Source organism: Mesorhizobium sp. P2_B11 (assembly GCF_056404855.1).
Window position 1 is genome coordinate 129318 of the sequence record NZ_JBFUDF010000006.1, and the last position, 26175, is coordinate 155492.

A 26175-nucleotide genomic window follows, 5' to 3' on the forward strand; every position below is an offset into this window, starting at 1 on the left:
AGAATCAACGCCATGAGCAGTAACCTGCCGGCACGACAGTCAGGAATTCAGCAAACGCAGCATCGGAAGCAACATTCCTGATGGACGACGAAGCCAACGCCCCTACCCTTCGCGACATTGCCGATGCGGCTGGCGTTTCGGTGGCTTCCGTTTCGAAGGTTCTCAACAACAGGAGCGGCGTTGGCGAGGAGAGCCGGCGCAAGATCCTCGATATTGCCGAGCGTTACGGCTACCAGGGCAAGACCGCACGGTCGCTGCACAGAGCAGGTGTCGACAGCGTCGCAATGCTCATGCCGGCGGAATTCTATTCACGCTCGCAGTTCTACGAGGACGTCATCCGTGGCGCTCTGGACGAGGCGGCCGCCCATTCGCTCAAGATCGACGTGCGCCTGATTTCTCTCGATTCGGTGGTGGCCGAGGTGGAGGAGTTGCTGAAGGCGGGCAAGACCGGAGCGGTCGTCGCGATCGGCCTTGACCAGCCGGAGGCGCTGGAGCGGATCATCGCCAGCAAGCTGCCGGCCGTGCTCATCAACGGCATGGACCGCACGATGCGCCTGAACAGCGTCCTGCCCGACAACTGGTCGGCGGGTTGGCTGGCGACGCAGCGCCTGTTGAGCGCCGGGCATCGCGAGATCGTTCATGTCGCACTGCCACACCGCCTGTCCTTGCGCCGCCGGCTCGAGGGTTTCAGGGTTGCGCTCGAGGAAGCCGGCATCCGGTTCGATCCGCAGCGCCATGTCCTGGACCTGTCCAAATTCGGCGTCCAGGAATCACAAACGCAGCAGGTTATTCGCCAAGTGCTGCAGGAAGGCGGCCTGGCCGATACAACCGCCTTTTTCTGCAGTACCGACATCGTGGCGCTGGGCGTCATGCAGGCGCTGCAAAGCAGCGGTTTCTCGGTTCCCGACGATTTTTCCGTCATCGGCCTCGACGACATCGCGGTTGCCCTTCATAGCCGCCCTCCCTTGACGACCATCCGCATCGACCGTCTCGAACTGGGCCGCGCCGGCATACAGATGCTGATGAAACGCATCGCGGACCCGGGCGCAAACATTGTGCGCATCAACATCGGCGTGCGCCTGGTCGAACGCGCCACCGTTGGCCCGGTGCGGAAAAAGCCTTTGTGAGGGCATCGGGAGGGCACCGCCACCCTCGATTGGCAGAGGGCGTGGCGGTAAGCGACCTCTTCACTCGGCAGCTAGCGGCAGAGCTTCTACCCTCACGATGTTGGGTGGCCTGACAGCGGCACGCGGCAGCTGCCAGCCCTTGACCAGGCCATAGACCGCCGGGATCACCAGCAGCGTCAGCAAGGTCGATGAGATCATGCCGCCAATCATCGGTACGGCGATCCGCTGCATGACCTCCGAGCCCGCCGCGAGTCCTCTTGCGCTTCGCATACAAGTACATTCGTTTGTGCTAATATACCTTTGCCATGCACCTTTGTGCGTGGCCGATATGGGAGGACGCGATGAGAACCATGAATCGCAGGTCTGCAATTGCGCTCGGTATGACGGCCGCAGCAGTAACGCCTCTGTTTACCTTGGCGGCATCTGCCAAGACCAAGAAATACGGGCCGAAGGATGGCAAGGAGATTGCGCCGGGTGTCAGGGTGGTTGAGGTCGGCACCGGCAACGCCGACATTCCCGCCTATAAGAGCATCTCAATTGTCGACGTGGTCTTTCAACCCGGCGCACACGCTCCGGCAATGATGATGGACAACGACATGGTCTGCACGATCACCGCTGGTGCATTTACGATCAAGAAAGTGGACAAGGAATTCAAGCTCAAGGAAGGCGACATGTATACGTGCGCCAAGGGCAAGACCGACGAGGCGACCAACACAAGCAAAGTGGTCGGCGTGCACCGCATTGCCGTCCTGATCCCTGCATAGAAGAACTCGGCCGGACTATCGGTCGTTGCTGGTCCGGCCGCAAAGCGGATACGAAGCCCCTACCGGCAAACGGCGCTATGGAGCGCAGTTTGGCTCAATTCGAGCGTCTATCGACGTAGGTGTAGACGAAGGCCCCTATGGCGACCGCACCGACCGTGATCACGATCGATGGCGCACCCATCAAACTGGCAAGGACCGCCCAGATGAGGGCGATGACGATAGCGCCGAGTGTTCCCAGGATCAGTCTCGGCAATGTCTGCCCCTCCACGTGCGGACCGTCCGTGGATTGGTGATCAACCACCGGTCACGCGCGGCATGAAAGCACAGTGTAGCCCGTGAGGTGAAGGGGCGGTCCGGAATACGCTGGCGCAAAAAACGTCGGCCCGGGCCACAACGGCACAGGCGTTCAATCACAAAAATGGCTGGGCCAGGCCCTAGCGCCTCAACTCGTAGACTTCGGCCATGCTTTCCCCGCCCATCGGTAGCGCCATGTCGTCGTCGAGCAGGCGGGTGATGCGGGCAAAGCCCGTAAACGCCTTCCTGGCTTCTTCGGCCGACATGCGGCCCGACAAGGCTGCGGAGCAGCAATTCACAGCGCATTGGTAGACCGGTCCACGCCGTCCCAACGGCCATTTCTGTAGAAAGACCATCGCTTCGGCAACGCTGTCGACTTCCTCGACGGGGTGTCCCTGCCCGCGCGCAATGCGCACCGGCGTAAAGAAATGCAAGCGGTCCATTTTGTTCTCTCCCTGGTCGGCCGCAGTGCGAACCAACCCTATGAAATTCGCGGGCGGCCATTTGGTTCCCGCAAAAATCGATCTCCATGCAAAAAATCTGCGCAGCTCTGATCCGAAGCCATTTCGGCTCCGCCTTTCGAACGGTGGGCTGATCCAATTCGCTCCTGATCGCGACCGCTCGCCGAAGCGACTCAGCGCCGCCGACCTCCGACGAAAGCCAATCGATAAGCGCGATTCTCATTGAATATCTTTAAGGTCAAAGCCGGCAAATGGGTTGCTTGCCGGTTCCCCTGCGTCAGGCCTAACCTGCGCGGCCAACGCATGGTGGTGCGTTCGGCAAAAGGGGAGGATTACACCGTGACAATACAAGGCGCATCGCCTGGCCTGTACAATGAGGACCTCGCTCCGGCGAAGGTGCGGAACTGGGGGCCATTCTCGATCTTCAACGTGTGGACGTCGGACGTCCACAGCCTGTGGGGCTACTACCTCGCTGCCAGCCTGTTTCTGTTTTGCGGCGGCTTCGTCAACTTCATCATCGCCATCGGCATCGGCTCGCTGATCATCTATGTGCTGATGAACATGGTCGGCTATGCCGGCGTGAAGACCGGCGTGCCCTACCCCGTGCTGGCGCGCGCCTCCTTCGGCATCTGGGGCGCCAACATTCCGGCCCTGGTGCGCGCCATCGTCGCCTGCTTCTGGTACGGCGCGCAGACGGCCGCGGCCTCCGGCGCCATCGTGGCGCTTCTGACGCGGCTGCCATGGTTCAACGAGTTCAACCAGACCTCGCATCTTCTTGGCCATTCCACCCTGGAGGTGATCTGCTTCGTCGTCATCTGGGCGCTGCAGCTCCTGATCATCCAGAAGGGCATGGAGACAGTGCGCCGCTTCCAGGATTGGGCGGGACCTGCGGTGTGGGTGATGATGCTGCTCCTGGCGATATATCTCTGCATCAAATCAGGAAGCTTCGCTTTCACCAGTGATATTCCGATGGACGTGTTGCGCGAAAAGACCGCCGATGCCGGCATTCCGGGCGATCCCGGGTCGTGGACGGCACTGTTCGGGGTGGCAGCGATCTGGGTGACCTATTTCTCGGCGCTCTATCTCAATTTTTGCGACTTCGCCCGCTACGCACCGGACAAGGCTGCGCTGCGCAAGGGCAACATCTGGGGCCTGCCGGTGAACCTGATCCTGTTCTCGCTGGTCGCCGGCGTCACCACCATCGCTGCCTATGACGTCTACCACGAGGTGCTGCTGCATCCCGACCAGATCTCGGCCAAGTTCGACAGCTGGTTCCTGGCAGCACTGGCGGCCCTGACCTTCGCGGTTGCCACGCTCGGCATCAACGTTGTCGCCAACTTCGTCTCGCCGGCCTTCGACTTCTCCAACGTCTTCCCGCGCCAGATCGACTTCAAGAAGGGTGGCTATATCGCAGCCGTGATCGCGCTGCTGCTTTATCCGTTCGCGCCGTGGGATGGCAGTGCGGCGCATTTCGTCGGCATCATCGGCGCCACGATGGGACCGATCTTCGGCGTGATGATGGTCGACTATTATCTGATCCGGAAGGGCGAGGTCGATGTCGAGGCGCTTTACCGCGAGGAAGGCGAGTTCCGCTTCCAGGGCGGCTGGCACGTCAATGCCTTCATAGCCGCCGGCATTGGCGCCATCTTCTCGTCGATCCTGCCCAACTTCACCAACTGGCTGCCGGCCTGGTGGGGCGTCTATGGCTGGTTCTTCGGCGTGGCGATTGCCGGCGCGATCTACTACGTGCTGCGCACGGCGGCACTGGGTGCGGGTGCCAAGACGGCGAAGGCATAAACGCCGGCTTCCCCTTCTCCCCTTGTGGGAGAAGGTGGATTGCCGCGAAGCGGCAAGACGGATGAGGGGTGTTCCAGCGGAATGAGGCGTTTGCTTCCCTGGAACACCCCTCATCCGTCGCCTTCGGCGACACCTTCTCCCACAAGGGGAGAAGGAGAGACCCCACCCACCATTTCCGCCAACTTCCGCACCGTGTTCCAGTTGCGCGCGGTGCCGATGCCCATGCGTTTGTGGTTCATCGCAGCCAGCAGCCGCGAGCTTGGCCGCTCGCGCGAGAAGACGACCCAGATGTCGCCGCCGGTAGAAGTCACCTTCTCATCCTCGGCCGCATAGGCCTGGAGCGCCGCGACAGAATCGGCGGGCGCAGGCGTGCGCATGATCCGCACCGCCACCTGATCGCCAGCTTCAGCCGACTCGGCCGGGAATGGATTGCCGGCGGCAAGCTTCAGCCAGTCCTCGGCCGTACGCACAATGATGACGACGTGGCGGCCGAAGGTCTTTTCGAAGGCCGTTTCGAGCCGCTGTTCCAGCCTGGCGACATCCGTAGCCCGCGCCTCGAAGACCAGATTGCCGGTCGCCACCAAGGTGCGAGGATTCTTCAGCCCGAGGCCCTCGGCCATCGCCTTGAGGTCGGCCATGACCAGCCGGCGCCCTTCGCCGAGGATGATGCTGTAGAGCAGCGCGACATAGGTCTGCATCAGATGCGAACCCCTAGAGCAAATTCCAGGAAAAGTGTGTGCGGTTTTCCGTCGGGAATTGCGTAAAAACAAAGAGATAGAGCGGTTCGCCGTTTCCGTGAAACGGTGAAACGCTCTAGCAGCAGCTATACCAGTCGCGACTGGTCCACCGCGGCCGAGATGAAGCTGGCGAACAGCGGATGCGGCTCGAGCGGACGGCTCTTCAGTTCCGGGTGATATTGCACGCCGATGAACCAGGGATGGTCGGGGTATTCGACCGTTTCCGGCAGCACGCCGTCAGGCGACATGCCGGCAAACACCAGGCCGCACTCCTCAAGCTGTGCCTTGTAGTCGATATTGACCTCGTAGCGGTGGCGATGGCGCTCTGAAATCTGCGTGTCGCCATAGATGTTGGCGATCTTCGAGCCCTTGGCGAGCTCGGCCTGATAGGCGCCGAGCCGCATGGTGCCGCCGAGATCGCCGGTTTCGCGGCGCTTCTCAAGCATGTTGCCTTTCAGCCATTCGGTCATCAAGCCGACCACCGGCTCGTCGGTCGGGCCGAATTCGGTCGACGAAGCATGCTGGACGCCGGCCAGCGACCGCGCCGCCTCGATGCAGGCCATCTGCATGCCGAAGCAGATGCCGAAATACGGCACTTTTCGCTCACGCGCGAATTTGGCCGCCAGGATCTTGCCTTCCGAGCCTCGCTCGCCGAAGCCGCCGGGAACCAGGATGCCATGCACCTTTTCCAGCCACGGCGTCGGGTCTTCCTTCTCGAAGATCTCGCTTTCGATCCAGTCGAGCTTGACCTTGACGCGATTGGCCATGCCGCCATGCGACAGCGCCTCGATCAGCGATTTGTAGGCGTCCTTGAGGCCGGTGTATTTGCCGACGACGGCGATGGTGACCTCGCCTTCCGGATTGTGGATGCGATTGGACACCGCCTGCCAGGGCTCCATGCGCGGTTTCGGCGCCGGATCGATGCCGAAGGCGGCCAGCACTTCCGAATCAAGCCCTTCCTTGTGATAGGCCATCGGCACGTCATAGATGTGCGGCACATCGAGCGCCTGGATGACCGCGCTCTCGCGCACATTGCAGAACAGCGACAGCTTTCTGCGCTCTTCCTTGGGAATGGCGCGGTCGGCGCGCACCAAAAGGATGTCGGGCGCGATGCCGATGCCGCGCAGTTCCTTGACCGAATGCTGGGTCGGCTTGGTCTTCAGCTCGCCGGCCGTCGGGATGTAGGGCATCAAGGTCAAGTGGACATAGACGGCGTTGTTGCGCGGCAGGTCGTTGCCGAGCTGGCGGATCGCTTCCAGGAACGGCATCGCCTCGATGTCGCCGACGGTGCCACCGATCTCGCACAGCACGAAGTCGTAGTCGTCATTGCCGTCGAGGACGAAATGCTTGATCTCGTCGGTGACGTGCGGAATGACTTGGACAGTCGCGCCGAGATAGTCGCCGCGCCGCTCGCGCTCGATGATGTTCTTGTAGATGCGGCCGGTGGTGATGTTGTCCTGCTGGTTGGCCGAGCGGCCGGTGAATCGCTCGTAATGGCCAAGGTCGAGATCGGTCTCGGCACCGTCATCGGTGACGAAGACCTCGCCATGCTGGTAAGGCGACATCGTGCCGGGGTCGACATTGAGATAGGGATCGAGCTTTTTGATGCGTGCGCGATAGCCTCGCGCCTGCAAGAGAGCCCCAAGGGCCGCTGCAGCGATGCCTTTTCCAAGTGAGGAAACCACGCCGCCTGTGATGAATACATATCGCGCCATGGGAGTCATCGCTTAACGCGGCCGAATTGATTCCGCCAGAGAAAAAACCGCCGCTGAGGCTTTTTCCAGAGAAGGCGCGATAGTCCCGAGGGTCGAGACTGTAGTTTTTCAGTCAAAACAAAAGGGCCGGCAGAAGCCGGCCCTTTCGGCAGGATTGGAAGAACGTCAGATGATGACGACCTTGGTGCCGACCCGCACACGGCTGTAGAGGTCCATGACGTGCTCGTTGATCATGCGGAAGCAGCCATTGGAGGCACTGGTTCCGATCGACTGCGGCGCGATGGTGCCGTGGATGCGCAGATGCGTGTCCTTCTTGCCGTCATAGAGATAGATGGCGCGGGCGCCGAGCGGGTTCTGACCGCCGCCGGGCATGCCGTCCTTGTACTGGCCGTAGTGCTTGGGCTCGCGCTTCTGCATGTCGAGCGTCGGGATCCAGCGCGGCCATTCCTGCTTGTCGCCAACCGCAACCGTGCCCTTGAACTGCAGGCCTTCGCGGCCGACCGCAATGGCATAGCGGCGGGCGGTGAAAGCCGATTCGACGAGGTAGAGGCGGCGTGCGCTGGTATCGATGACGATGGTGCCCGGCTCATAACCGCTGAATTCGACGTCCTGCGGCACGAATTCCGGCTTCACCTTGAACTGCTTCTTGGCTTCGCGCTTGGCGAGCGCCTGATCGAGAGCGCGCGTCTCGGGAAGATAGGCAATCGACGAGGCAGACGATGTGCCGCCGAACAGGCCGGCGAAGAGCCCGCCGCTCCTCGGCTTCTGGCCAGGGGCCTCGCTGCGCAATTCGCCATTGTTGCCGGTCAGCGCGACGTTCATCGCTTCGGCCGGGAGCGGTTCGGCCGACTCGATCGGCGCGATCGGGTCAACTGGCGAGATGATCTTGGTGGTCTTCTTGGACGGCTTGGCGTCGGCGACCTCGACCGGCTTGCCCTTGCTGGCCAGGAATGCCTGGCGCTGGGCGTCGGCCTTGGCCTTCGCCGCCTCGCGCAAGGCCAGCTTGCGGGCCTCGAGCGCCTTGGCGCCGGCTGCCGCCTTGTCGGCGGCAATCTTGTCTTCGAGCTTGCTGATCTGAGCCAGATCATCCGAGCTCGGGTTTTTCTTCTTCTTGAGAAGCTTCAGCTGCGCCGCATCGCTCTTGGCGGCGACGTTGATGACAGCGGTGTTGCCACCCGCCTGCGGTGAGGTCATTGCCGGAGTGCCGGCGAAGGCCGCGGAGCTCATGCCGAATACGGCACAAAACCCCATGAGAATGAAGCTGCGAAGCTGCATAGCGAAGATCCGATCGTTCAATGCTTGTTGCCCACGGCGTCGCCCGGCGCCCCCCAAGGGCGCAGAAAGTGCCGCGCGCAATCTATAATCGAAGTGCCGGAGGGGCCTCAAGCGGAAGGCGGGGTCGAATCTTCGTGATCGTGTGCCATTTGCCGCGACTGTGTTGAAACAACAACAGATCGCGGCATTTGACCCTATCAGACTACTGGTTCGGAACCTGTGGCGTGACCGGCAAGGTGACGCCGTTGGCAGCCGGCGGCGTAGCCGAATCGGTCGCAGGCGATGTCGCCGGAGCAGTGGCGGGAGCCGTCGCCGGGGCTGTGGCGGGCGCGGTCGCAGGCGGCGTCGTGGCAGCGCCATTGCCCGAGGGCGCAGCCGGTGCGGTGGTGCCGGCAGGCGGCGCCGGCGGCGTCGTGCCGGGCAACTGGTTGAGCACGCCGTTACCGCTGTCGGCCGGCACGCGATCGAGAATGTCGATCGGCTTTTCGCCGTAGCGGGCAACGATCGAGAGCGTCAGCGACGTCACGAAGAAAGCCGCGGCCAGGATTGCCGTCGCCCGCGTCAGCGCATTGGCGGCGCCGCGCGCGGTCATGAAACCGGAACCGCCGCCAATGCCGAGACCACCGCCTTCGGAGCGCTGCAGCAGCACCACGCCGACAAGGGCGAGCACGACCATGAGGTGGATGACGATCAGTACGGTTTCCATATTTTATCCTGGCAAGCCCTGCCGCTCCCTGGCGATCAGGGCCGGTGATTTGGAGGCGGCTCCATACAATGCTTTAACGGCATTTCCAAGCCCGTGGCCGGAATATGGGAAGCAATGCGCCCTTTGCAACGATTTCGGCCGCGCTGCGGCGTTTCATAAGTCGGCGACGGAACTGGTCGGCAACGAGATTTCGGGGCCTACGCGATATTCTGGTAGGCTTCGGCGATGGCGAGAAAATCCGCTGCTTTCAGGCTGGCGCCGCCAACCAGCGCGCCGTCGACGTTTTTGACGCCGAGCAGCTCGACCGCATTGGACGGCTTGACCGAGCCGCCATAGAGGATGCGGACCTTGCCTGCCGCTGAGGCGCCTAGTCCCTCCGACAGCTTTTCGCGGATATGCGCATGCGCCTCGGCCACGTCGTCGGCCGTCGGCGTCAGGCCGGTGCCGATCGCCCATACCGGTTCGTAGGCGATGACGGTGTTGGCTGGCGTCGCGCTAGGCGGCACCGAGCCGGCGACCTGGCGCGACAAGATTTCGAGCGCGGCGCCCGCTTCGCGCTCGGCTTTGGTCTCGCCAATGCAGATGATGGCCACAAGCCCGGCCCGCCACGCGGCAGACGCCTTCGCCTGGACAGTCGCATCGTCCTCGCCACGCTGTTCGCGGCATTCGGAATGGCCGACAATGACGTGGCTGGCGCCGGCATCTTTCAGCATCTCGGCCGAGACACAGCCGGTGAAGGCGCCGCTTTCCTTGATATGGCAATCCTCGCCACCGGCCCGCACCGGCGTGCGCGACAGGATTTCGGCGGCGCGCGACAGCAAGGTCGCCGGCACACAGACCAGGGCTTCCGTCTCGGCGTCGAGCCCGCTCATAAACCCGTTGCCGATCATCCTGAGCTCGTTCAGCGAGGCGCTGGTGCCGTTCATTTTCCAGTTGCCGGCAACGAGCGGTCGAATTCCTGGCGTCATGGGATCTGGATCTCCGGGCAACATTGGGGTCTCGCCCTCCCTACCAAAATCAGGCCACAAAGCAATCGACAGTAAGCTGGAAGGGCGCTATTGCGCTTGTTTCAGACTCGCTCGCACACAAAAGTGCGGAAAAATCGGAAGTAACTATGCTTGGTATGTTGAGAAGCGCGGCGGGCACCTGGGCTGCGAAAGCGCTCTTGGGACTGCTGGGGTTGAGTTTCATTGCCTGGGGCGTCACCACCCGCATGGCGGGCGGCTTCCTGGCCGGCCATCACCCGGTCATCACCGCCGGCAGCACCACCGTGTCGATTACCGAATACCGCCTCGCCTACGATCGCCAGATCAATATGCTGCAGCAGCAGATCGGCCAACGCATCAGCCGCGAGCAGGCCACGGCCTATGGCATCGACAACCAGGTGCTGGCGCAGCTCGTGTCAGGCGCGGTCCTCGACGAACAGGCGCGCAAGCTCGGGCTGGGCTTCTCCAAGGACAGGCTGGCCGAACTGACGCGCCAAGAACCTGCCTTCCAGGGCCCGAACGGCCAGTTCGACCGCCGGCTGTTCGAGTCGCGGCTTCGCGACCTCGGCATGCGGCCGGAAGATTACCTGAAGAACCGGGCTCAGGTGGCGGTGCGCCAGCAGATCGTCGAGGCGGTTTCGGACGGCCTCAAGGCGCCGGACACCTTCTTCAAGGCAGTCGCGCTCTATCGCGGCGAAGACCGCACCATCGACTATTTGACCTTGCCCAAGGCACTGGTCGAGCCGATCGGGGCGCCATCCGACAGCGTGCTCCAGGCTTATTTCGAGACCAACAAGAAGACCTACGCGGCGCCGGAATACCGCAAATTCTCCTATGTCCGGCTTGAGCCCGAAGACATCATGGATATCAGCGCGGTGACCGACCAACAGGTCAGCGACGACTACAACAAGAACAAGGGGCGCTACACCACGCCGGAAATGCGCACCATCGAGCAGCTGGTGTTCCCGTCGGCGGACGCAGCCAAGGCGGCATCCGATTCGCTGAAGACGGGCGCCACCTTCGACAAGATCGTTATCGCGCAGGGCAAGACCCAGGCCGACACGCTGCTTGGCACGCTCTCCAAGGACAAGATCAGCGACAAGGCAGTCGCCGATGCCGCATTCGCGCTTGCCGTCAACGAAGTCAGCCCGGTCGTCCAGGGCACGTTCGGCCCGGTGCTTTTGCGCGTCACCGAGATCAAGCCGGAAGTGGTTAAGTCGCTGGCCGAGGTGTCCGACCAGATCCGCAAGGACCTGGCGCTTAGTGAAGCAAGCCGCATCCTGCTCGACGTGCACGACAATTACGAAGATACCCGCGCCGCCGGCAGCACGCTCGCCGAAGCCGCCGCCAAGCTGAAGCTCAAGGACGTCACCGTCGAGGCCATCGACCGCACCGGCCTCAAGCCGGACGGGACCATCATCAAGGACCTGCCGGCATCGCCGGACCTGATCAAGGCGGTGTTCGAGGCCGAGCCCAACACCGAGAACCAAGCCCTGACCACGACCAACAACGGCTTCGTGTTCTACGAGCTGACATCGATCACGCCGGCTCGCGACCGCAAGCTGGACGAGGTTCGCCAGCGGGTGGTGGCCGACTGGACGGCAGAGGAAACGACCAAGCGGCTGACCGCCAAGGCGGATGAGCTCGACAAACGCCTCAAGGCCGGCACCACACTCGACGTCATCGCCGGCGAACTGAAGCTCGAAAAGCAGACCAAGCGCGGCGTCAAGCGCGAGGCCGACGACGTCGATTTCGGCAAGGACGGCGCTGCAGCGATGTTCGGCGTCGGCGAAGGCGGCACCGGGCTCATCCCCTCGCCCACCGGCGAAGGCCAGATCCTGTTCAAGGTGGCCGAAGTGTTCGAGCCGGCCGGTGCCGACGCCAGTTCGGTGCCCGACGACGCACAGAAATCCTTCACGCAAGGCATGTCCGACGATCTGCTCGACCAGTTGGTGGCGCAGTTGCAGACGCAATACGCCGTCAGCATCGATCAGGCCGCCGTTGCCCAGGCCCTGGCTCAATGAGCGTTTTGGCCCCATGAGCGCCCTTAAGATCCATATCGCCAAGGTCGCCACCGGCACCGCGCTCACCTTCGAGGAAGCGCGCGAAGCCTTCGACATCATCATGTCGGGCGACGCGACGCCCGGCCAGATCGGCGGCTTCCTGATGGCGCTTCGCGTACGCGGCGAGACGGTGAGCGAGATTTCAGGCGCCGTCGCCACCATGCGCGCCAAGATGCTGCGCGTCGAAGCCCCTGAAGGCGCCATCGACATCGTCGGCACCGGCGGCGACAACTCGCACTCGGTCAACATCTCGACGGCGTCCGCCTTCGTCATCGCCGGCTGCGGCGTGCCGGTGGCCAAGCATGGCAATCGCGGCCTGTCGTCGCTGACCGGCGCTGCCGATGTGCTGGTCGCGCTCGGCGTCAAGATCGACATTCCGCCGGAGACGATCGGCCGCTGCATCCATGAGGCGGGCGTCGGCTTCATGTTCGCGCCGGCGCATCATCCGGCGATGAAGCATGTCGGCCCGACCCGCGTCGAGCTCGGCACCCGCACCATCTTCAACCTGCTTGGCCCGCTGTCCAATCCGGCCGGCGTCAGCCGCCAGATGGTCGGCGTGTTCCTGCCGGAATGGATCGTGCCGGTGGCCGAGACATTGAAGGCGCTGGGCACAGACCACGCCTGGGTCGTCCATGGCGACGGCTATGACGAGATCACCACCACTGGCGAGACGCACGTTGCGGAACTGGCCGGCGGCGAGATCCGCCATTTTACGCTCACCCCCGAAGCGGTCGGTTTGCAGCGCCACACCAAGGACGAGTTGCGCGGCGGCGACGCCGCCTACAACGCCAAGGCGATGCGCGACATGCTGGGCGGCGCTGCCGGCGCCTATCGCGACACGGTGCTGATGAATGCCGGCGCCGGCATGGTGGTGGCGGGCAAGGCGACAACGCTTGCCGACGGCATGGCGGCGGCGGCACAAGCCATCGACAGCGGCCGGGCGCTAGGCGTGCTCGACCGGCTGGTGGCGATTTCGAACGGATAGGCCCGTGGCTGACATTCTGCGCAAGATCGAGGCCTACAAGCGCGACGAGATCGCGGCTGCGAAAGCGCTGATACCGCTGGCCGAGATTAAAGCGCGGGCCAAGGATGCCGACGCGCCGCGCGGCTTTCTCAGGGCGCTCGAGGCGAAGCGCAGATCGGGCAACTTTGCCCTGATCGCCGAAATCAAGAAGGCGAGCCCTTCCAAAGGGTTGATCCGCGCCGACTTCGACCCGCCGGCGCTGGCGCAGGCCTATGAGAAAGGCGGCGCTGCCTGTCTTTCGGTGCTGACCGATGCGCCATCCTTCCAGGGCGCGCCGGAATTTCTCACCAACGCGCGCAAGGCTGTGTCGCTGCCGGCGCTGCGCAAGGATTTCCTGTTCGACCCCTACCAGGTCTACGAGGCGCGCGCCTGGGGCGCCGACGCCATCCTGATCATCATGGCCAGCGTCGATGATGCCCTGGCCAGCGAACTGGAAGCGACGGCATTCGAACTCGGCATGGACGCGCTGATCGAGGTGCATGACGAGGCCGAAACGCAACGCGCGGTAAAACTGTCGTCGCAGCTGATCGGCATCAACAATCGCAATTTGAGAACGTTCGAGACCAGCCTTGAAACCTCGGAGCGGCTGGCGTCGATGGTGCCTGGCGGTCGTTTGCTGGTCAGCGAGAGCGGCATTTTCAGCCATGACGATTGCCTCAGGATGCAAAAGACCGGCATCGAAACCTTCCTTGTCGGCGAAAGCCTGATGCGGCAAGAGGATGTGGCGGCGGCAACGCGCCTGCTTCTGACGGGCAAGGCGACGGCCGAGGTAGCCTGACGATGGCAGCCGCCCTCACCCATCTCGGCGCCAAGGGCGAGGCCAATATGGTCGATGTCGGCGACAAGGCGGAGACGACACGCACGGCCATCGCCGAGGGCTTTGTCTCGATGCAGCCGGAAACGCTGAAAATGATCCTCGACGGCGACGCCAAGAAGGGCGATGTGCTGGGCACCGCGCGCATCGCCGGCATCATGGCGGCCAAGAAGACGCATGAACTGATCCCGCTCTGCCATCCGCTGCTGTTGACCAAGGTGTCGGTCGACATCGAACCGGACGCGGCACTGCCCGGCCTCAGGGTCACCGCGCTCGCCCGCGTCACCGGCAAGACCGGGGTGGAAATGGAGGCGCTGACCGCGGCGTCGGTGGCATGCCTGACCATCTACGACATGGCCAAGGCAGCCGACCGCGCCATGGTGATTTCGGGTATCCGTCTGGTCGAAAAGACCGGCGGCAAGTCCGGCGACTACAAGGCGGGTTCGTAAATGGCGCTGGTCCCGGTGACCGAGGCGCTGGAGCGCCTGCTGGACGGCGCTGCCGCGCTGCCGGGTGAAAGCGTCGCGCTAGCGGATGCGGCCGGCCGGGTGCTGGCGGAACCGGTCGTGGCGCTGCGCACCCAGCCGCCCTTCAACGCCTCCGCCATGGACGGCTATGCCGCGCGGGCGCAGGATGTAGCGGCCGCCCCGGCGCGGCTTTCGGTGATCGGCATGGCGCCGGCCGGCCGCGGCTTTGCCGGCTCGGTCGGCAGGGCGGAGGCTGTCCGCATCTTCACCGGCGCGCCGCTGCCCGAAGGCGCCGACACCATCGTCATCCAAGAGAATGTCCGCGACCTTGGCAATGGCCATATCGAGGTCACCGAGCCGACCGCAAAAGACCGTAACATCCGCCGTCGTGGACTGGATTTCTCGCAAGGCGACCTGCTCCTGCAAAAAGGCCGCGTGCTCGATCCGGCCGCATTGTCGCTTGCGGCGTCGGCCAATCATCCGCTGCTCAACGTCGTGCGCCGGCCGCTGGTCGCCATCATCGCCACCGGCGACGAGTTGCTGCCGCCGGGGCGCGACCCCGGTCCGGATCAGATCATCTCCTCCAACGCTTACGGCGTTGCGGCCGCCGCGCAGTCTGTCGGCGCCAAAGCGCTTGATCTCGGCATCGCGGCAGATCGCAAGGCCGACATAGCGGCGCTGGTGCGCAAGGCAGTCGCGGCAAAGGCCGACGTCATCGTCACGCTCGGCGGCGCCTCGGCCGGTGACCACGACCTCGTGCACGATGTGCTGACCGGCGAAGGCATGAAGCTCGATTTCTGGAAGCTCGCCATGCGCCCGGGCAAGCCGCTGATGTTCGGGCGTCTCGGCGATATCAGGTGCATCGGCCTGCCCGGCAATCCGGTGGCGAGCCTGGTCTGTTCGCAGCTGTTCTTGAAGCCGCTGTTGGCGCAGCTCGGCGGTAGCACGCACCGGCAGGACATCCGTCCGGCGCAACTTGGCGCCGCGATGCCGGCCAATGATCTCAGGCAAGACTATGTGCGCGCCGTGGTGAGCGAACAGGCCGGCGCACTGGTGGCGACGCCGTTCGGCATCCAGGATTCCTCGATGCTGAGAATGCTGGCCGACGCCAACGGCTTGATCGTGCGCGAGCCCTTCGCGCCGGCGGCTGCAGCGGGCGCCACCTGCAGTGTGCTGATGTTACGCTGAAGACCGAGCGCCCAAGCTGCTCATTTTACTGATAAAACTGGCCTATTCGGCAAGCAATGTCCGCGTCAGCGGATGCGCCGGATCGGCAAGCCCGTCGACGATGCTGAAATGATGCCGGTCCGACTCGACCACCGTGCTGGTCATGGCGCCGAGACCGGTCCAGATGTTGGCGAGCAACGCATTCTGGCGCAGGAACTCCGCCCGCTCGCCGCCGCCGACCCAGCAGGTGATGCGTGCGCCCTCCATCGGGCGCAGCAGCGCCGGGCTTTCGGCCAGGGCTTCGGCTTCATCGATTGCCAGTGTCGCGTTCATGCCGGTGCGCATGATCGGACGCAGGTCATGAACGCCGGAGATCGAAACGACATTGCGCACGCGGCCGGCCACGTCGGCGGCCAGAGGGCTCGTCGTCGTCACCATCCTCGAGGCGAGATGGCCGCCGGCGGAATGCCCGGTCAGCATCACCGGCCCGCCGACCATCGTCGCCGCCTTGCCGATCGCCGCAGCGATTTCCCTGACGATGCCGGAAATGCGTATGTCGGGACAGAGCGTGTAGGTCGGCATTGCCACGGCAAAGCCGCTGGCGACGGCGCCATTGGCCAGATGCGACCAGGCGTTCTTGTCGAACGCCTTCCAGTAGCCGCCATGGATGAAGACGACGAGCCCCTTGGGCATGACATCGGGAAGAAACAGATCGAGCCGGTTGCGCGCACTGTCACCATAGGCGATGTCTAGCTTGGCCCGCCCCGCGGCCGACAGCGTGTCGCGAAAAGTCTGTGCCGGTGCATCCCATGCGGCCGGCCAGCGATTGCTGCCGGCAATGTTGTCGCCATTGGCGTAGGCGTTGTCCCAATCGGCAACACGATGTTCGAGCATCTGCACCCCTCCCGGATGGCTTCAGTTCAGTCGACAGGAATGGCCGCCGGCAAAGGCGGCGTCAATGCTCCACCCTAAAAACATTTTAGGCTTGAAACAAATTTCGACTGGTGCGATCCTGTGATCGTTCAGCCATGGGCGTGAGGCAGACAGGGGCAGCCGAAAAATGCTTGGGCCATCAGCGCATATCGACACGTTCACGCGCGATAACCTGCCGCCGGCGGACCAGTGGCCGGAGTTCCTGCTCGACGGCTTCGACTATCCCGACCACATAAATGCCGGCGTCGAACTGACCGACAGGCTGGTCGAAAAGGGCTTTGGCGACCACACCGCGCTGATCGGCAATGGCCGCCGCCGCACCTACAAGGAACTGTCCGACTGGACCAACAGGCTCGCCCATGCGCTGGTCGAGAATTATGGCGTCAAGCCGGGCAACCGGGTGCTGGTCCGCTCGGCCAACAACCCGGCCATGGTCGCCTGCTGGCTGGCCGCGACCAAGGTGGGCGCGGTGGTCGTCAACACCATGCCGATGTTGCGTGCCGGCGAACTGACCAAGATCGTCGACAAGGCGGAAATCACAATCGCGCTTTGCGATACAAGGCTGATGGACGAGATGACCGCCTGCGCCAAGGACAGTGCGTATCTCAAGCAGGTCATCGGCTTCGACGGCACTGCCAACCATGATGCCGAGCTCGACCGCGCCGCCCTCGACAAGCCGGTCACCTTCACCGCCGTCAACACCGGCCGCGACGACGTCGCCCTGCTCGGCTTCACCTCCGGCACCACCGGAGTGCCGAAGGCGACGATGCATTTCCACCGCGACCTGCTGATCATCGCCGACGCCTACGCCCGCGAAATCCTCGAGGTGACGCCGGACGATATTTTCGTCGGCTCGCCGCCGCTTGCCTTTACCTTCGGCCTTGGCGGGCTCGCCATCTTCCCGCTGCGCTTTGGCGCCGCGGCGACGCTGCTGGAACAGGCGACGCCGCCCAACATGATCCACATCATCGAGACCTACCGGGCGACCATTTCCTTCACTGCTCCCACCGCCTACCGGGCCATGCTCAAGGCGATGGATGAAGGTGCCGACCTGTCCTCGCTGCGCGTCGCGGTTTCGGCCGGCGAGACGCTGCCGGCGCCTGTCTTCGAGGAATGGACGCAGAAGACCGGCAAGCCGATCCTCGATGGCATAGGCGCCACCGAGATGCTGCATATCTTCATCTCCAACCGCTTCGGCGACATGAAGCCGGCCTCCACCGGCAAAGCCGTCAGCGGTTACGAGGCACGCATCGTCGATGACGAGATGCGGGAGCTGCCGCGCGGCTCGACAGGCCGGCTGGCGGTGCGCGGCCCGACCGGCTGCCGTTACATGGCCGACGCCAGGCAGAAGGAATACGTCCGTGACGGCTGGAACCTCACCGGCGACACCTTCACGCAGGACGAGGACGGTTTCTTCCACTTCGCCGCGCGCTCCGACGACATGATCGTCAGCGCCGGCTACAACATTGCCGGTCCCGAGGTCGAAGCAGCGTTGCTTTCGCACCCCGACGTCGCCGAATGCGCGGTGACCGGCGCCGAGGACAGCGAGCGCGGCCAGATCGTCGAGGCGCATATCGTTCTGGTGCAAGGCGTCACGCCCGACGCATTGACCGTCAAACGCCTGCAGGACCACGTCAAGGCGACGATCGCGCCCTACAAATATCCGCGTTCGGTGAAGTTCATCGACGCATTGCCCAAAACCCAGACCGGTAAAATCCAGCGCTTCCGGTTGCGGGCGGAGAAGAGCAATTGAGCCAGCCCTACGATCCGGCCTCCGATGGCGCGCAGATGTCGTTCAAGGAGCGGATGTCCTACAGCGACTATCTGCACCTGGAGAAGGTGCTCGACGCGCAGGCGCCGCTGTCTTCGGCCCATGACGAGATGCTGTTCATCATCCAGCATCAGACATCGGAATTGTGGATGAAGCTCGCCTTGCACGAGATCGGCGCCGCGATCCGTTCGATCCGCGAAGATCGCCTCGAACCAAGCTTCAAGATGCTCTCGCGCGTCGCGCGCATCTTCGAGCAGCTCAACAATGCCTGGGACGTGCTGCGCACGATGACGCCCAGCGAGTACACCGAGTTTCGCGACGCGCTCGGCCAATCCTCGGGCTTCCAGTCCTGGCAGTACCGCGCCATCGAGTTCATGGCCGGCAACCGCAACCTCGCCATGCTCGGCCCGCACAAGCACCAGCCTGATCTTGTGGACCGTCTGGAAGCGATCCTGGCCACGCCGTCGCTCTATGACGAGGCGCTGCTGCTTTTGGCGCGCAACGGCTTCGACATCGGTGCTGACGCCAAGCGTACGGACTGGCGTGAGACGCGCGTCGAGAACGAAGAGGTGCTGGTTGCCTGGCAAACCGTCTACCGCGACCCGCAGCGCTACTGGATGCTCTACGAACTGGCGGAAAAACTGGTCGACTTCGAGGATTACTTCCGCCGCTGGCGCTTCAACCACGTCACCACGGTCGAACGCATCATCGGCTTGAAGCGCGGCACCGGCGGCACCTCAGGCGCTTCCTACCTGAAAAAGATGCTGGAGGTCGTGCTGTTTCCGGAGCTGTGGACGGTTCGCACCCGGCTCTGAGCTCTTTGTTTCCGCGCAATTCCCGAGGGAAAAGCGCTACGCACTTTTCCTGGACTTGCGCCGATTTCAGGTAACCGCGGTCTTGACCGCAAAGCGGGCGTCCTGCCAGGCGCCGGTGCGCAGAATATCCTCCAGCACGTCGACCCCCTGCCAGACATCGCCATAGCCGACATAGAGCGGCGTGAAGCCGAAACGGATGGTCGACGGCGCCCGAAAATCGCCGATCACACCGCGCTCGATCAGCGCGCGCATCACCTGATAGCCGTGCGGGTGGAGGAATGACACCTGGCTACCGCGCTGGCTGCCGTCACGAGGACTTTCCAGTTCAAGCCCGTAAGCGCCGCATCTGGCTTCGACGAGCTGGATGAACAGGTCGGTCAGCGCGATGCTCTTTTTGCGCACCGCCGCCATGTCGACGTCGTTCCAGATATCGAGCGCCCCTTTCAGCGCCCGCATCGACAGCACCGGCTGCGTTCCGCACAGGAAGCGGCGGATGCCGCTGCCGACCGCAAAGCCCTGCTCGAAGGCAAAGGGCCGCGCATGGCCCCACCAGCCGCTGAGTGGCTGATGAACATCGCCATGGTGGCGTTCGGCCGCGTAGATGAAGGCCGGCGAGCCGGGGCCGCCATTGAGGTATTTGTAGGTGCAGCCAACGGCGAAATCGGCATTGGCGCGGTCGAGTTCGACCGGCAAGGCGCCGGCGGTGTGGCAGAGATCCCAGATGATCAGCGCGCCGGCCTCATGTGCCTTGCGCGTCAGCGCCGCCATGTCGCGCAACTGGCCGGATTTGTAGTTGACGTGGTTGACCAGGATGACGGCAACGCTGTCGTCGATCAGATCCTCGATTGCGGCAGCGTCGACGCCCTCCAGCCGCAGCCGCGTTCCCGGCCGGGTCGAGGCGACGCCTTCGGCCATATAGAGGTCGGTCGGGAAACTGTCGCCTTCGGCAACGATGACCGAGCGATCCGGCCGCATGCCGAGTGCCGCGTGCAGCAGCTTGTAGATGTTGATCGAGGTCGTGTCGCAGACCACCGTCTGCCCGCTAGCCGCGCCGATCAGTCGTCCGAGCTGATCGCCGAGTTCCACCGGCATGTTGAACCAGCCGGCGGTGTTCCAGGCGCGAATGAGATCCTGCGCCCATTCCTGCGTGGCGGCCTGCTGCAGTTCGCTGAAGACGGCTGGTGACGCGGCGCCCAGCGAATTGCCGTCGAGATAGATCACGCCTTGCGGCAAGACAAAGCGTTCACGCATGGAACGCAGCGGATCGGCGGCATCCATCGCTTCGATTGCAGCGAGATCGGGTGTCATGCTCATGATCCGGCGCCCCTCCATGGACAAACGCATTCGGCGGAGCCTGGCCGCCCAAACATGCCGGCGATCTTGAGCGGTCCTCCTGGAGCTGTCAAACATTATATATAATCTACCCAATGAAAGGCTTTGATATATAATCACCATCCGAGCAATCTGACTGATGGGTCACGATGTTGGATGACGAGCAGTCCTCGAAGACGGAAGCGGCCTATCGGCTGCTGAGGCGCGATATTCTTGCGACCCGGCTGGCGCCTGCAGCACCCTTGAAGCTGAGCACGTTGCGCGGAACCTACGGCATCGGCTGGACGCCGCTTCGCGAGGCGCTGTCGCGGCTGGAAGCCGAACGGCTTGTGACCGCCATCAGCAACCGTGGGTTTGCGGTTGCTCCCGTCTCTCGCGCCGAGCTCGAGGATCTGTCGCGTGCGCGGCTGGTGGTCGAACTGCCCTTGCTGGTTGAATCGATCGAAAAGGGCGACCGTCAGTGGGAAGACGCGGTCGTTGCCACGCACTACCGCCTCTCACGCTGTGGGTCCGTGCTCGATGATCCCTCGGATGAGGCCGTCGATGCGTGGTACGAAAAACATGATGCCTTCCACGCGGCGCTGCTCAGTGCCGCGACATCGAGCTGGCTGCTGCGTTTCAACGCGACGATCTCCGATCAACTGCATCGCCACCACCGCTTTCTTAGCCTGGCCCCGACGCTGCGCGCGGCCGCCGGCCGCCAGCACGGCCACCAGAAGGCCATGGCGGCGCTGCGCGACGCCGTGGCGATCGAACACCACACCGCCCTGATGGAAGCAGCCCTTGATCGCGACGCCGAGCGCGCAAAAAAACTGATGAGCGTTCACATCGGCTACACGCTGCAGGTCTATGCCCAGAGTGAACCGGGCGCAGCGACGGAGGCAGTGCAGCCCCGCCCGAAAAAGCGGCAGCGGTCCGGCAAGGCATGAATGGCCCGATGGCGCGGGCCGCCGGCATTTCACCCCGTTGCCGGCAAACGAAGCGCGGGCGCCGATCGCGGCGCGGAACGTTAGGCTGAACAAAACGTCAACGCATTCATTAAACTTTAAACAGTTGCGGAACACAACTGGAACAGATAGTGTTTGTTCTGGGTTTGTTTTTTCTGATTCTGGTTTCAGAACCCGTGGGGGCCGCGATGCTGACGCGCAAACAACATGAACTCCTGATGTTCATCCATGAACGCCTGAAGGAGAGCGGAATCCCGCCGTCTTTCGACGAGATGAAGGAGGCGCTCGACCTTGCCTCCAAGTCCGGCATTCACCGCCTGATCACGGCGCTGGAGGAGCGGGGTTTCATTCGCCGGCTGCCGAACCGGGCGCGTGCGCTGGAAGTGCTGCGATTGCCCGACTCGATCGCTCCCGGCCTCAATGCGGCGAAGAAGTTTTCGCCGAGCGTCATCCAGGGCAGTCTCGGTCAAGGCGGACAAGGCGGTGTGGGGCAAAGCGGTCTCGGCCGCCAGATCAAGCCGGCCTCGTCGTCGCGTTCGATGTCGGCCGGCAATGACGACGCGGTTTCGGCTGTGTCGATCCCGGTGATGGGCCGCATCGCCGCCGGTGTGCCGATCGACGCCATCCAGCACCAGACGCATTCGATCTCGGTGCCGCCGGACATGATCATGGGCGGCGAACATTACGCGCTTGAGGTCAAGGGCGACTCGATGATCGAGGCCGGCATTTTCGACGGCGACACGGTCATCATCCGCAATGCCGATACGGCGAGCCCCGGCGAGATCGTGGTGGCGCTGGTCGACGAAGAGGAAGCGACGCTGAAGCGCTTCCGCCGCAAGGGCGCCTCCATCGCGCTGGAAGCCGCCAACCCGGCCTATGAAACCCGCATCTTCGGGCCGGACCGGGTCAAGGTGCAGGGCAAGCTGGTCGGGCTGATCCGGCGCTACTGAGCCGGCTTGGGTTTGTACTTTTCGCGCTCCTTGTAGGGCGGCAGGCCGCGTGCTTCGCGTGAGAAGCGGCGTTGCTCGTGCCAGGGACGATAGGGCTTGTCGACGGCGAAACGTATGGCTGGCGCTGTCGCGGCCGATTGCTGGTCGAAGAAGACGGCGGCACTTCCGTCACGGGCAAGCTGCTTCTTGGTCACGACTAGCACCAGCGGGTCGCGACAAGGATTGTAGGCGGTGGCGTCGTCGATGACGATCAGGCTCGCGAAAGCGCAGGCCGGTCGGGCTGTTTTGCGATCCTTCGCAAGCGCGACAATGGCGCCGGACGGGTGCCGGGCAATGCAGAGATCGCCTGTGCAGTAGAAGGGTGAGCCGGGCGGCAGGTCGAGCGGATCGAGGTCGAACCGCGTATCTCCAGTCTCGAAGGTCTCCGGCTGAATGATGGTTTCGGCCCGCAGCGCCCGTTTCCAATTGTCGGTGGTGAATTCGTTTGCGCGCTCCCGGTTGAGGGCAAGCTCGCCGCCGCCGATCGGCACAGCAACCAGATGTGCGTCTTCCGAAATGAGCACGTCAGGCGTGCGCACCTGCGGCACGGTCAGCAGGCCGGCCAGCGCGAAAGGCACGGCCGCCAGCCTGAGCCAGGTCGTGGCCATGGTGGCAATGACAAGGGCGACCGTCACCAGCAGGACCGACTGAATGGAGATCAGCCCGACGGCATCGACCGGGGAGCGTTCGGAGATCCAGCCAGAGATGGCGATCATCGCCGTCAGGCCCTTGCCCATCAGATAGAGGGACGGCCAGTCAAAGCCAAAAGGCATCAGCAATGCGCTGATCACCGCCAAGAGCATGACGACAGAGACAATTGGCATCACGGCCAGATTGGCGAGCAGGCTGAGCGGCGACACGCGCTGAAAATGCCAGATGGCAAACAGCAAGGTCGCGCTGCCGGCAATGATCGAGGTCATGGCGAGCCCGCCCATGCCAGCCAAGAATTTTCGCGACAGGAAGCTGACGAAAGAGCGCCTCGCAGGGGGCGTTCTCACTCTGTCGGCGCGGTAGTCGGCCCAGCCGGCATAGGCGCCGACGAGGGCGGCGGTGGCGGCAAACGACATCTGAAAACTCGGGCCGACGACCTCATGCGGCGACACCAGGATGACGGCGATGGCCGAGATCGCCAGATTGCGCATGGTAAGCGCCGCACGATCGAACAGCACCGCAACCAGCATGACCGCCAGCATGATGAAGCTGCGCTCGGCGGCGACCACGATGCCTGAAATGACGAGATAGGCGGCGATGGAGACAAGCGCAGCGCCGGCCGCATATTTCTTGACCGGCCGGCGCGAGGAGAAATCGGGAAAGAGCGCAAAGGCGCCACGCAGCAATCCCATGATGGTGCCGGCGACCAGCGCCATATGCAGGCCGGAAATGGAGATGATGTGGTAGATGCCGGTGCGCCGCATCGCCTCGTTGATTTCGTCCGGAATACCAGCGCGCACGCCGACAATCAGCGCTGCTGCAATCTCGCCTTCGGCGCCACCGATTTGGCCCCTGATATGGTCGGCAATGTTTTCCCGGGCGTTCTCAATGGCCGAAGAGAGCCGCGCGGTCAGCGGCGGCGGTCCCTGGGCGGCGATGGTTTTGGGATTGCCGAGAAAGAAGCCGCTGGCGCCGATGCCGGTGAAATAACTGTCGAAGGAGAAGTCGTAGCTCTCCGGCCGTACCGGACCGGTCGGCGGCAACAGCCTGGCATAGCCGGTGACCAGGGAGCCTGCCGTCATATCGGCGGGAACGGTGCGTGCCGAGAGCCTGACCCGTTCCGGCGCGTAGCGCAGCTTGGGGTAAGCGGTGGAAATCACGTCGAGTGTCAGCCTGACGCGGCCGTTTTCCATTTCCTCGAGACTGACGACGCGCCCGGTTAGCCGTGTTTGAATCTCGGAGCCCAGCATCTGCGTGCCGGCGCGCCATGTCTCGACCTTGGCGGCGACGACGCCAAGCGCGCACAGCATGGCAGCCATAAAACACAGATGCGTCCTCGGCCGCGACCGGGTGACGGCAGCGCAACCTGCCATGAGCAGCACGATGGCGATTGGTTGGGCAAAGCCCGGCTCGCTGGCCAGCGAGAAATAGACAATGACGCCGGCCGCCAGGAAAACCGGCACCAGCAGGAAGGCGACGCCGCGGTCGAGTTCCGTGCCGGCGGCGACGGCTACACTGCGGCGGATAGCGGGCCATGTCGAATGGCGCAGCAGCCTGCGCAGGCGGATGGCAAATCCGGGCACAGCAACCGGTGCCGGCGCGACGTCATCGGGCGATGCAGGCAGGTAGCCCGGGCGCAGTTCGGGCAGCGCAACCGGCATCGGCTCGGCATAGGGAACGTCGGCAAACAACGACCGTTCGCTGACGCTTGCCTCCGCGCCCTCGCCCTCCTTTGCGCCCCGGCCTCGTTCAGCCATCGGGTCTGCCCCTTGCGCCCCAGACCCCCTATGCTACATGAACGCGCAAAGCGCGAAAGTCCGCGCCGCCATCTCATGCATTGCCCCGAGAATTGCCATGTCCAAACTTGCCACGTCCAACAGGGTGGTCACCCGTTTTGCCCCCTCGCCCACCGGCTACCTGCATATCGGTGGCGCGCGCACCGCGCTGTTCAACTGGCTGTACGCCAAGCACACCGACGGCACGATGCTGTTGCGCATCGAGGACACCGATCGCGAGCGTTCCACCGAAGCGGCAACCCAGGCCATTCTCGATGGGTTGACCTGGCTCGGCCTGTCCTGGGACGGCGGGGCCGTCTCGCAGTTCGAGCGCGCGCCGCGCCACCGCGAGGTGGCGGAGGAGCTGGTACGCCTGGGCAAGGCCTATTACGCCTATGAGACGCCGGCCGAGCTCGAGGCCATGCGCGAAGCTGCGCGCGCGAAAAGTCTGCCGCCGCGCTACAATGGCGCGTGGCGCGACCGCGCGCCCTCCGAGGCGCCTGCCGGCGTCAAGGGCGCCATCCGCATCAAGGCGCCGGCCGAGGGCGAGACCGTGGTGCATGACCGCGTGCAGGGCGAGGTGCGCTTCCCCAACAAGGATCTCGACGATTTCATCATCCTGCGTTCGGACGGTGTGCCGACCTACATGCATGCCGTCGTCGTCGACGACCACGATATGGGTGTCACCCACATCATTCGCGGCGACGACCACCTGACCAATGCCGCGCGCCAGACGGTGATCTACAACGCCATGGGCTGGGAGGTGCCGTCCATGTCGCACATCCCGCTGATCCATGGCGCCGACGGCGCCAAATTGTCGAAGCGGCATGGCGCGCTCGGCGTCGAGGCCTACCGCGCCATGGGCTATCTGCCCGAGGCGCTGCTCAACTATCTGGCGCGCCTCGGCTGGAGCCATGGCGACGACGAGGTGATGTCGATCAAGGACATGATCACCTGGTTCGACATTGGCGACGTCAACAAGGGCGCGGCGCGCTTCGACTTCGCCAAGCTCGATGCGCTGAACGGCGTGCATATGCGCAAGATGGACGACGTCCAGCTGCTCGACATCTTCGTCGCCACTCTTCCCTATCTCGAAGGCGGCCCGGCGCTCGCCGCCCGCCTCGACGACACCAGGAAGGCGCAGCTGCTGGCGGCGCTGCCTGGCCTGAAGGAGCGCGCCAAGACACTGGTGGAACTCGCCGACGGCGCCGGCTTCCTGTTCGTCGAGCGGCCGCTGCCGATCGACGAGAAGGCGGCAGCCCTGCTCAACGCCGACGCCCGCACGATCCTGCGCGGCGCGCATGCGGCGTTGCAGACGGTTTCCGGCGAGTGGACGGCCGCAGCGGCGGAAGCCGCGGTGCGCGAGTTCGCGACGGCCGGCGGCCACAAGCTTGGCGCCGTGGCCCAGCCGCTGAGGGCAGCCCTTACCGGCCGCAGCACCTCGCCCGGCGTGTTCGACGTGCTTGCCGTGCTTGGCCGCGAGGAAAGCCTGGCGCGGATTGCGGATCAAATCGATTAGGAGCGAACTGGCCCAAGAAGATTGGCATTGAAAGGCGCGTTTCGCA

The 26175-nt window shown here is 63.9% G+C and carries 23 protein-coding genes and 1 pseudogene; 13 read left to right on the forward strand and 11 right to left on the reverse strand.

From position 1 onward, the window contains the following. Positions 1-80: 80 nt before the first annotated feature. The gene (locus tag AC1DYJ_RS20020; RefSeq protein WP_477284204.1) at positions 81-1127 is read left to right on the forward strand and encodes a LacI family DNA-binding transcriptional regulator; all 1047 of its coding nucleotides are present in this window, start codon (positions 81-83) and stop codon (positions 1125-1127) included. Between the two features lie 60 nt (positions 1128-1187). Here AC1DYJ_RS20020 and AC1DYJ_RS20025 read toward each other — a convergent pair. Further along, positions 1188-1370: pseudogene (locus AC1DYJ_RS20025) on the reverse strand (efflux RND transporter permease subunit); the annotation flags it as partial. Positions 1371-1468: 98 nt separating this feature from the next. Between AC1DYJ_RS20025 and AC1DYJ_RS20030 the strand changes: the two are divergent. Then, positions 1469-1891, forward strand: a complete 423-nt coding sequence (locus AC1DYJ_RS20030) for a hypothetical protein (RefSeq protein WP_477284205.1) — start codon at positions 1469-1471, stop codon at positions 1889-1891. Positions 1892-1985: 94 nt separating this feature from the next. Here the strand turns inward: AC1DYJ_RS20030 and AC1DYJ_RS20035 are convergent, their stop codons facing one another. After that, on the reverse strand, positions 1986-2144 hold the full coding sequence (locus AC1DYJ_RS20035; protein WP_477284207.1) for a hypothetical protein: 159 nt from the start codon (positions 2142-2144) through the stop codon (positions 1986-1988). 181 nt (positions 2145-2325) lie between these two features. Then, a complete protein-coding gene (locus tag AC1DYJ_RS20040) occupies positions 2326-2628 on the reverse strand; it encodes a DUF982 domain-containing protein (RefSeq protein WP_477284209.1) in 303 nt (100 codons plus the stop codon). A 357-nt stretch (positions 2629-2985) separates the two neighbouring features. Between AC1DYJ_RS20040 and AC1DYJ_RS20045 the strand changes: the two genes are divergently transcribed. After that, complete coding sequence (locus AC1DYJ_RS20045; protein WP_477284210.1) at positions 2986-4443, forward strand: NCS1 family nucleobase:cation symporter-1; 1458 nt, start codon at positions 2986-2988, stop codon at positions 4441-4443. Positions 4444-4553: 110 nt separating this feature from the next. On the opposite strand, the gene AC1DYJ_RS20050 is transcribed toward AC1DYJ_RS20045, so the two are convergent. From AC1DYJ_RS20050 to tpiA, 5 genes are all read right to left on the reverse strand, one after another. Then, positions 4554-5141 (reverse strand): DUF1697 domain-containing protein, encoded by a 588-nt coding sequence (locus AC1DYJ_RS20050; RefSeq protein WP_477284212.1) that lies wholly within the window; start codon positions 5139-5141, stop codon positions 4554-4556. A 125-nt stretch (positions 5142-5266) separates the two neighbouring features. Next, positions 5267-6904, reverse strand: a complete 1638-nt coding sequence (locus tag AC1DYJ_RS20055; protein ID WP_477284214.1) for a CTP synthase — start codon at positions 6902-6904, stop codon at positions 5267-5269. Between the two features lie 156 nt (positions 6905-7060). Next, positions 7061-8170, reverse strand: a complete 1110-nt coding sequence (locus AC1DYJ_RS20060; RefSeq protein WP_477284216.1) for a L,D-transpeptidase — start codon at positions 8168-8170, stop codon at positions 7061-7063. Between the two features lie 202 nt (positions 8171-8372). After that, positions 8373-8876 (reverse strand): preprotein translocase subunit SecG, encoded by a 504-nt coding sequence (secG, locus tag AC1DYJ_RS20065; RefSeq protein ID WP_477284218.1) that lies wholly within the window; start codon positions 8874-8876, stop codon positions 8373-8375. 197 nt (positions 8877-9073) lie between these two features. After that, positions 9074-9844, reverse strand: a complete 771-nt coding sequence (gene tpiA / locus AC1DYJ_RS20070) for a triose-phosphate isomerase (protein WP_477284220.1) — start codon at positions 9842-9844, stop codon at positions 9074-9076. 146 nt (positions 9845-9990) lie between these two features. Between tpiA and AC1DYJ_RS20075 the strand changes: the two genes are divergently transcribed. Genes AC1DYJ_RS20075 through AC1DYJ_RS20095 form a run of 5 tightly spaced genes read left to right on the forward strand, consistent with a single transcriptional unit; the run spans position 9991 to position 15418 of the window. Continuing rightward, entirely contained in the window at positions 9991-11886 is a 1896-nt protein-coding gene (locus tag AC1DYJ_RS20075) for a peptidyl-prolyl cis-trans isomerase (protein WP_477284222.1), read from the forward strand. Between the two features lie 13 nt (positions 11887-11899). Next, complete coding sequence (gene trpD, locus AC1DYJ_RS20080; protein ID WP_477284224.1) at positions 11900-12910, forward strand: anthranilate phosphoribosyltransferase; 1011 nt, start codon at positions 11900-11902, stop codon at positions 12908-12910. Positions 12911-12914: 4 nt separating this feature from the next. Then, positions 12915-13727: an indole-3-glycerol phosphate synthase TrpC gene (gene trpC, locus AC1DYJ_RS20085; RefSeq protein WP_477284226.1), complete on the forward strand. Its 813-nt coding sequence runs from the start codon at positions 12915-12917 to the stop codon at positions 13725-13727. Positions 13728-13729: 2 nt separating this feature from the next. Continuing rightward, on the forward strand, positions 13730-14212 hold the full coding sequence (gene moaC, locus AC1DYJ_RS20090; RefSeq protein ID WP_477284228.1) for a cyclic pyranopterin monophosphate synthase MoaC: 483 nt from the start codon (positions 13730-13732) through the stop codon (positions 14210-14212). Continuing rightward, the gene (locus tag AC1DYJ_RS20095) at positions 14213-15418 is read left to right on the forward strand and encodes a molybdopterin molybdotransferase MoeA (RefSeq protein WP_477284230.1); all 1206 of its coding nucleotides are present in this window, start codon (positions 14213-14215) and stop codon (positions 15416-15418) included. It abuts the gene before it with no gap. A 42-nt stretch (positions 15419-15460) separates the two neighbouring features. On the opposite strand, the gene AC1DYJ_RS20100 is transcribed toward AC1DYJ_RS20095, so the two are convergent. Continuing rightward, positions 15461-16291, reverse strand: a complete 831-nt coding sequence (locus AC1DYJ_RS20100; protein WP_477284232.1) for an alpha/beta hydrolase — start codon at positions 16289-16291, stop codon at positions 15461-15463. A gap of 166 nt (positions 16292-16457) precedes the next feature. Here AC1DYJ_RS20100 and AC1DYJ_RS20105 point away from each other — a divergent pair, with 166 nt between their 5' ends. Both AC1DYJ_RS20105 and kynA read left to right on the forward strand, forming a co-directional pair. After that, positions 16458-18083, forward strand: a complete 1626-nt coding sequence (locus AC1DYJ_RS20105) for an AMP-binding protein (RefSeq protein WP_477284234.1) — start codon at positions 16458-16460, stop codon at positions 18081-18083. Further along, on the forward strand, positions 18080-18916 hold the full coding sequence (gene kynA, locus AC1DYJ_RS20110; RefSeq protein ID WP_477284235.1) for a tryptophan 2,3-dioxygenase: 837 nt from the start codon (positions 18080-18082) through the stop codon (positions 18914-18916). The genes AC1DYJ_RS20105 and kynA overlap by 4 nt, the downstream gene beginning before the upstream one ends. A gap of 66 nt (positions 18917-18982) precedes the next feature. Here kynA and kynU read toward each other — a convergent pair whose 3' ends face one another. Next, the gene (kynU, locus tag AC1DYJ_RS20115) at positions 18983-20230 is read right to left on the reverse strand and encodes a kynureninase (RefSeq protein WP_477284236.1); all 1248 of its coding nucleotides are present in this window, start codon (positions 20228-20230) and stop codon (positions 18983-18985) included. A gap of 167 nt (positions 20231-20397) precedes the next feature. Between kynU and AC1DYJ_RS20120 the strand changes: the two genes are divergently transcribed. Continuing rightward, a complete protein-coding gene (locus tag AC1DYJ_RS20120) occupies positions 20398-21177 on the forward strand; it encodes a GntR family transcriptional regulator (protein WP_477284237.1) in 780 nt (259 codons plus the stop codon). A 206-nt stretch (positions 21178-21383) separates the two neighbouring features. Continuing rightward, the gene (gene lexA / locus AC1DYJ_RS20125) at positions 21384-22145 is read left to right on the forward strand and encodes a transcriptional repressor LexA (RefSeq protein WP_477284239.1); all 762 of its coding nucleotides are present in this window, start codon (positions 21384-21386) and stop codon (positions 22143-22145) included. On the opposite strand, the gene AC1DYJ_RS20130 is transcribed toward lexA, so the two are convergent. Next, positions 22139-24592, reverse strand: a complete 2454-nt coding sequence (locus AC1DYJ_RS20130) for a ComEC/Rec2 family competence protein (protein WP_477284241.1) — start codon at positions 24590-24592, stop codon at positions 22139-22141. The genes lexA and AC1DYJ_RS20130 overlap by 7 nt on opposite strands. Positions 24593-24689: 97 nt before the next feature. On the opposite strand from AC1DYJ_RS20130, the gene gltX reads away from it, so the two are divergent. Continuing rightward, entirely contained in the window at positions 24690-26129 is a 1440-nt protein-coding gene (gltX, locus tag AC1DYJ_RS20135) for a glutamate--tRNA ligase (RefSeq protein WP_477284243.1), read from the forward strand. Positions 26130-26175 lie beyond the last annotated feature (46 nt).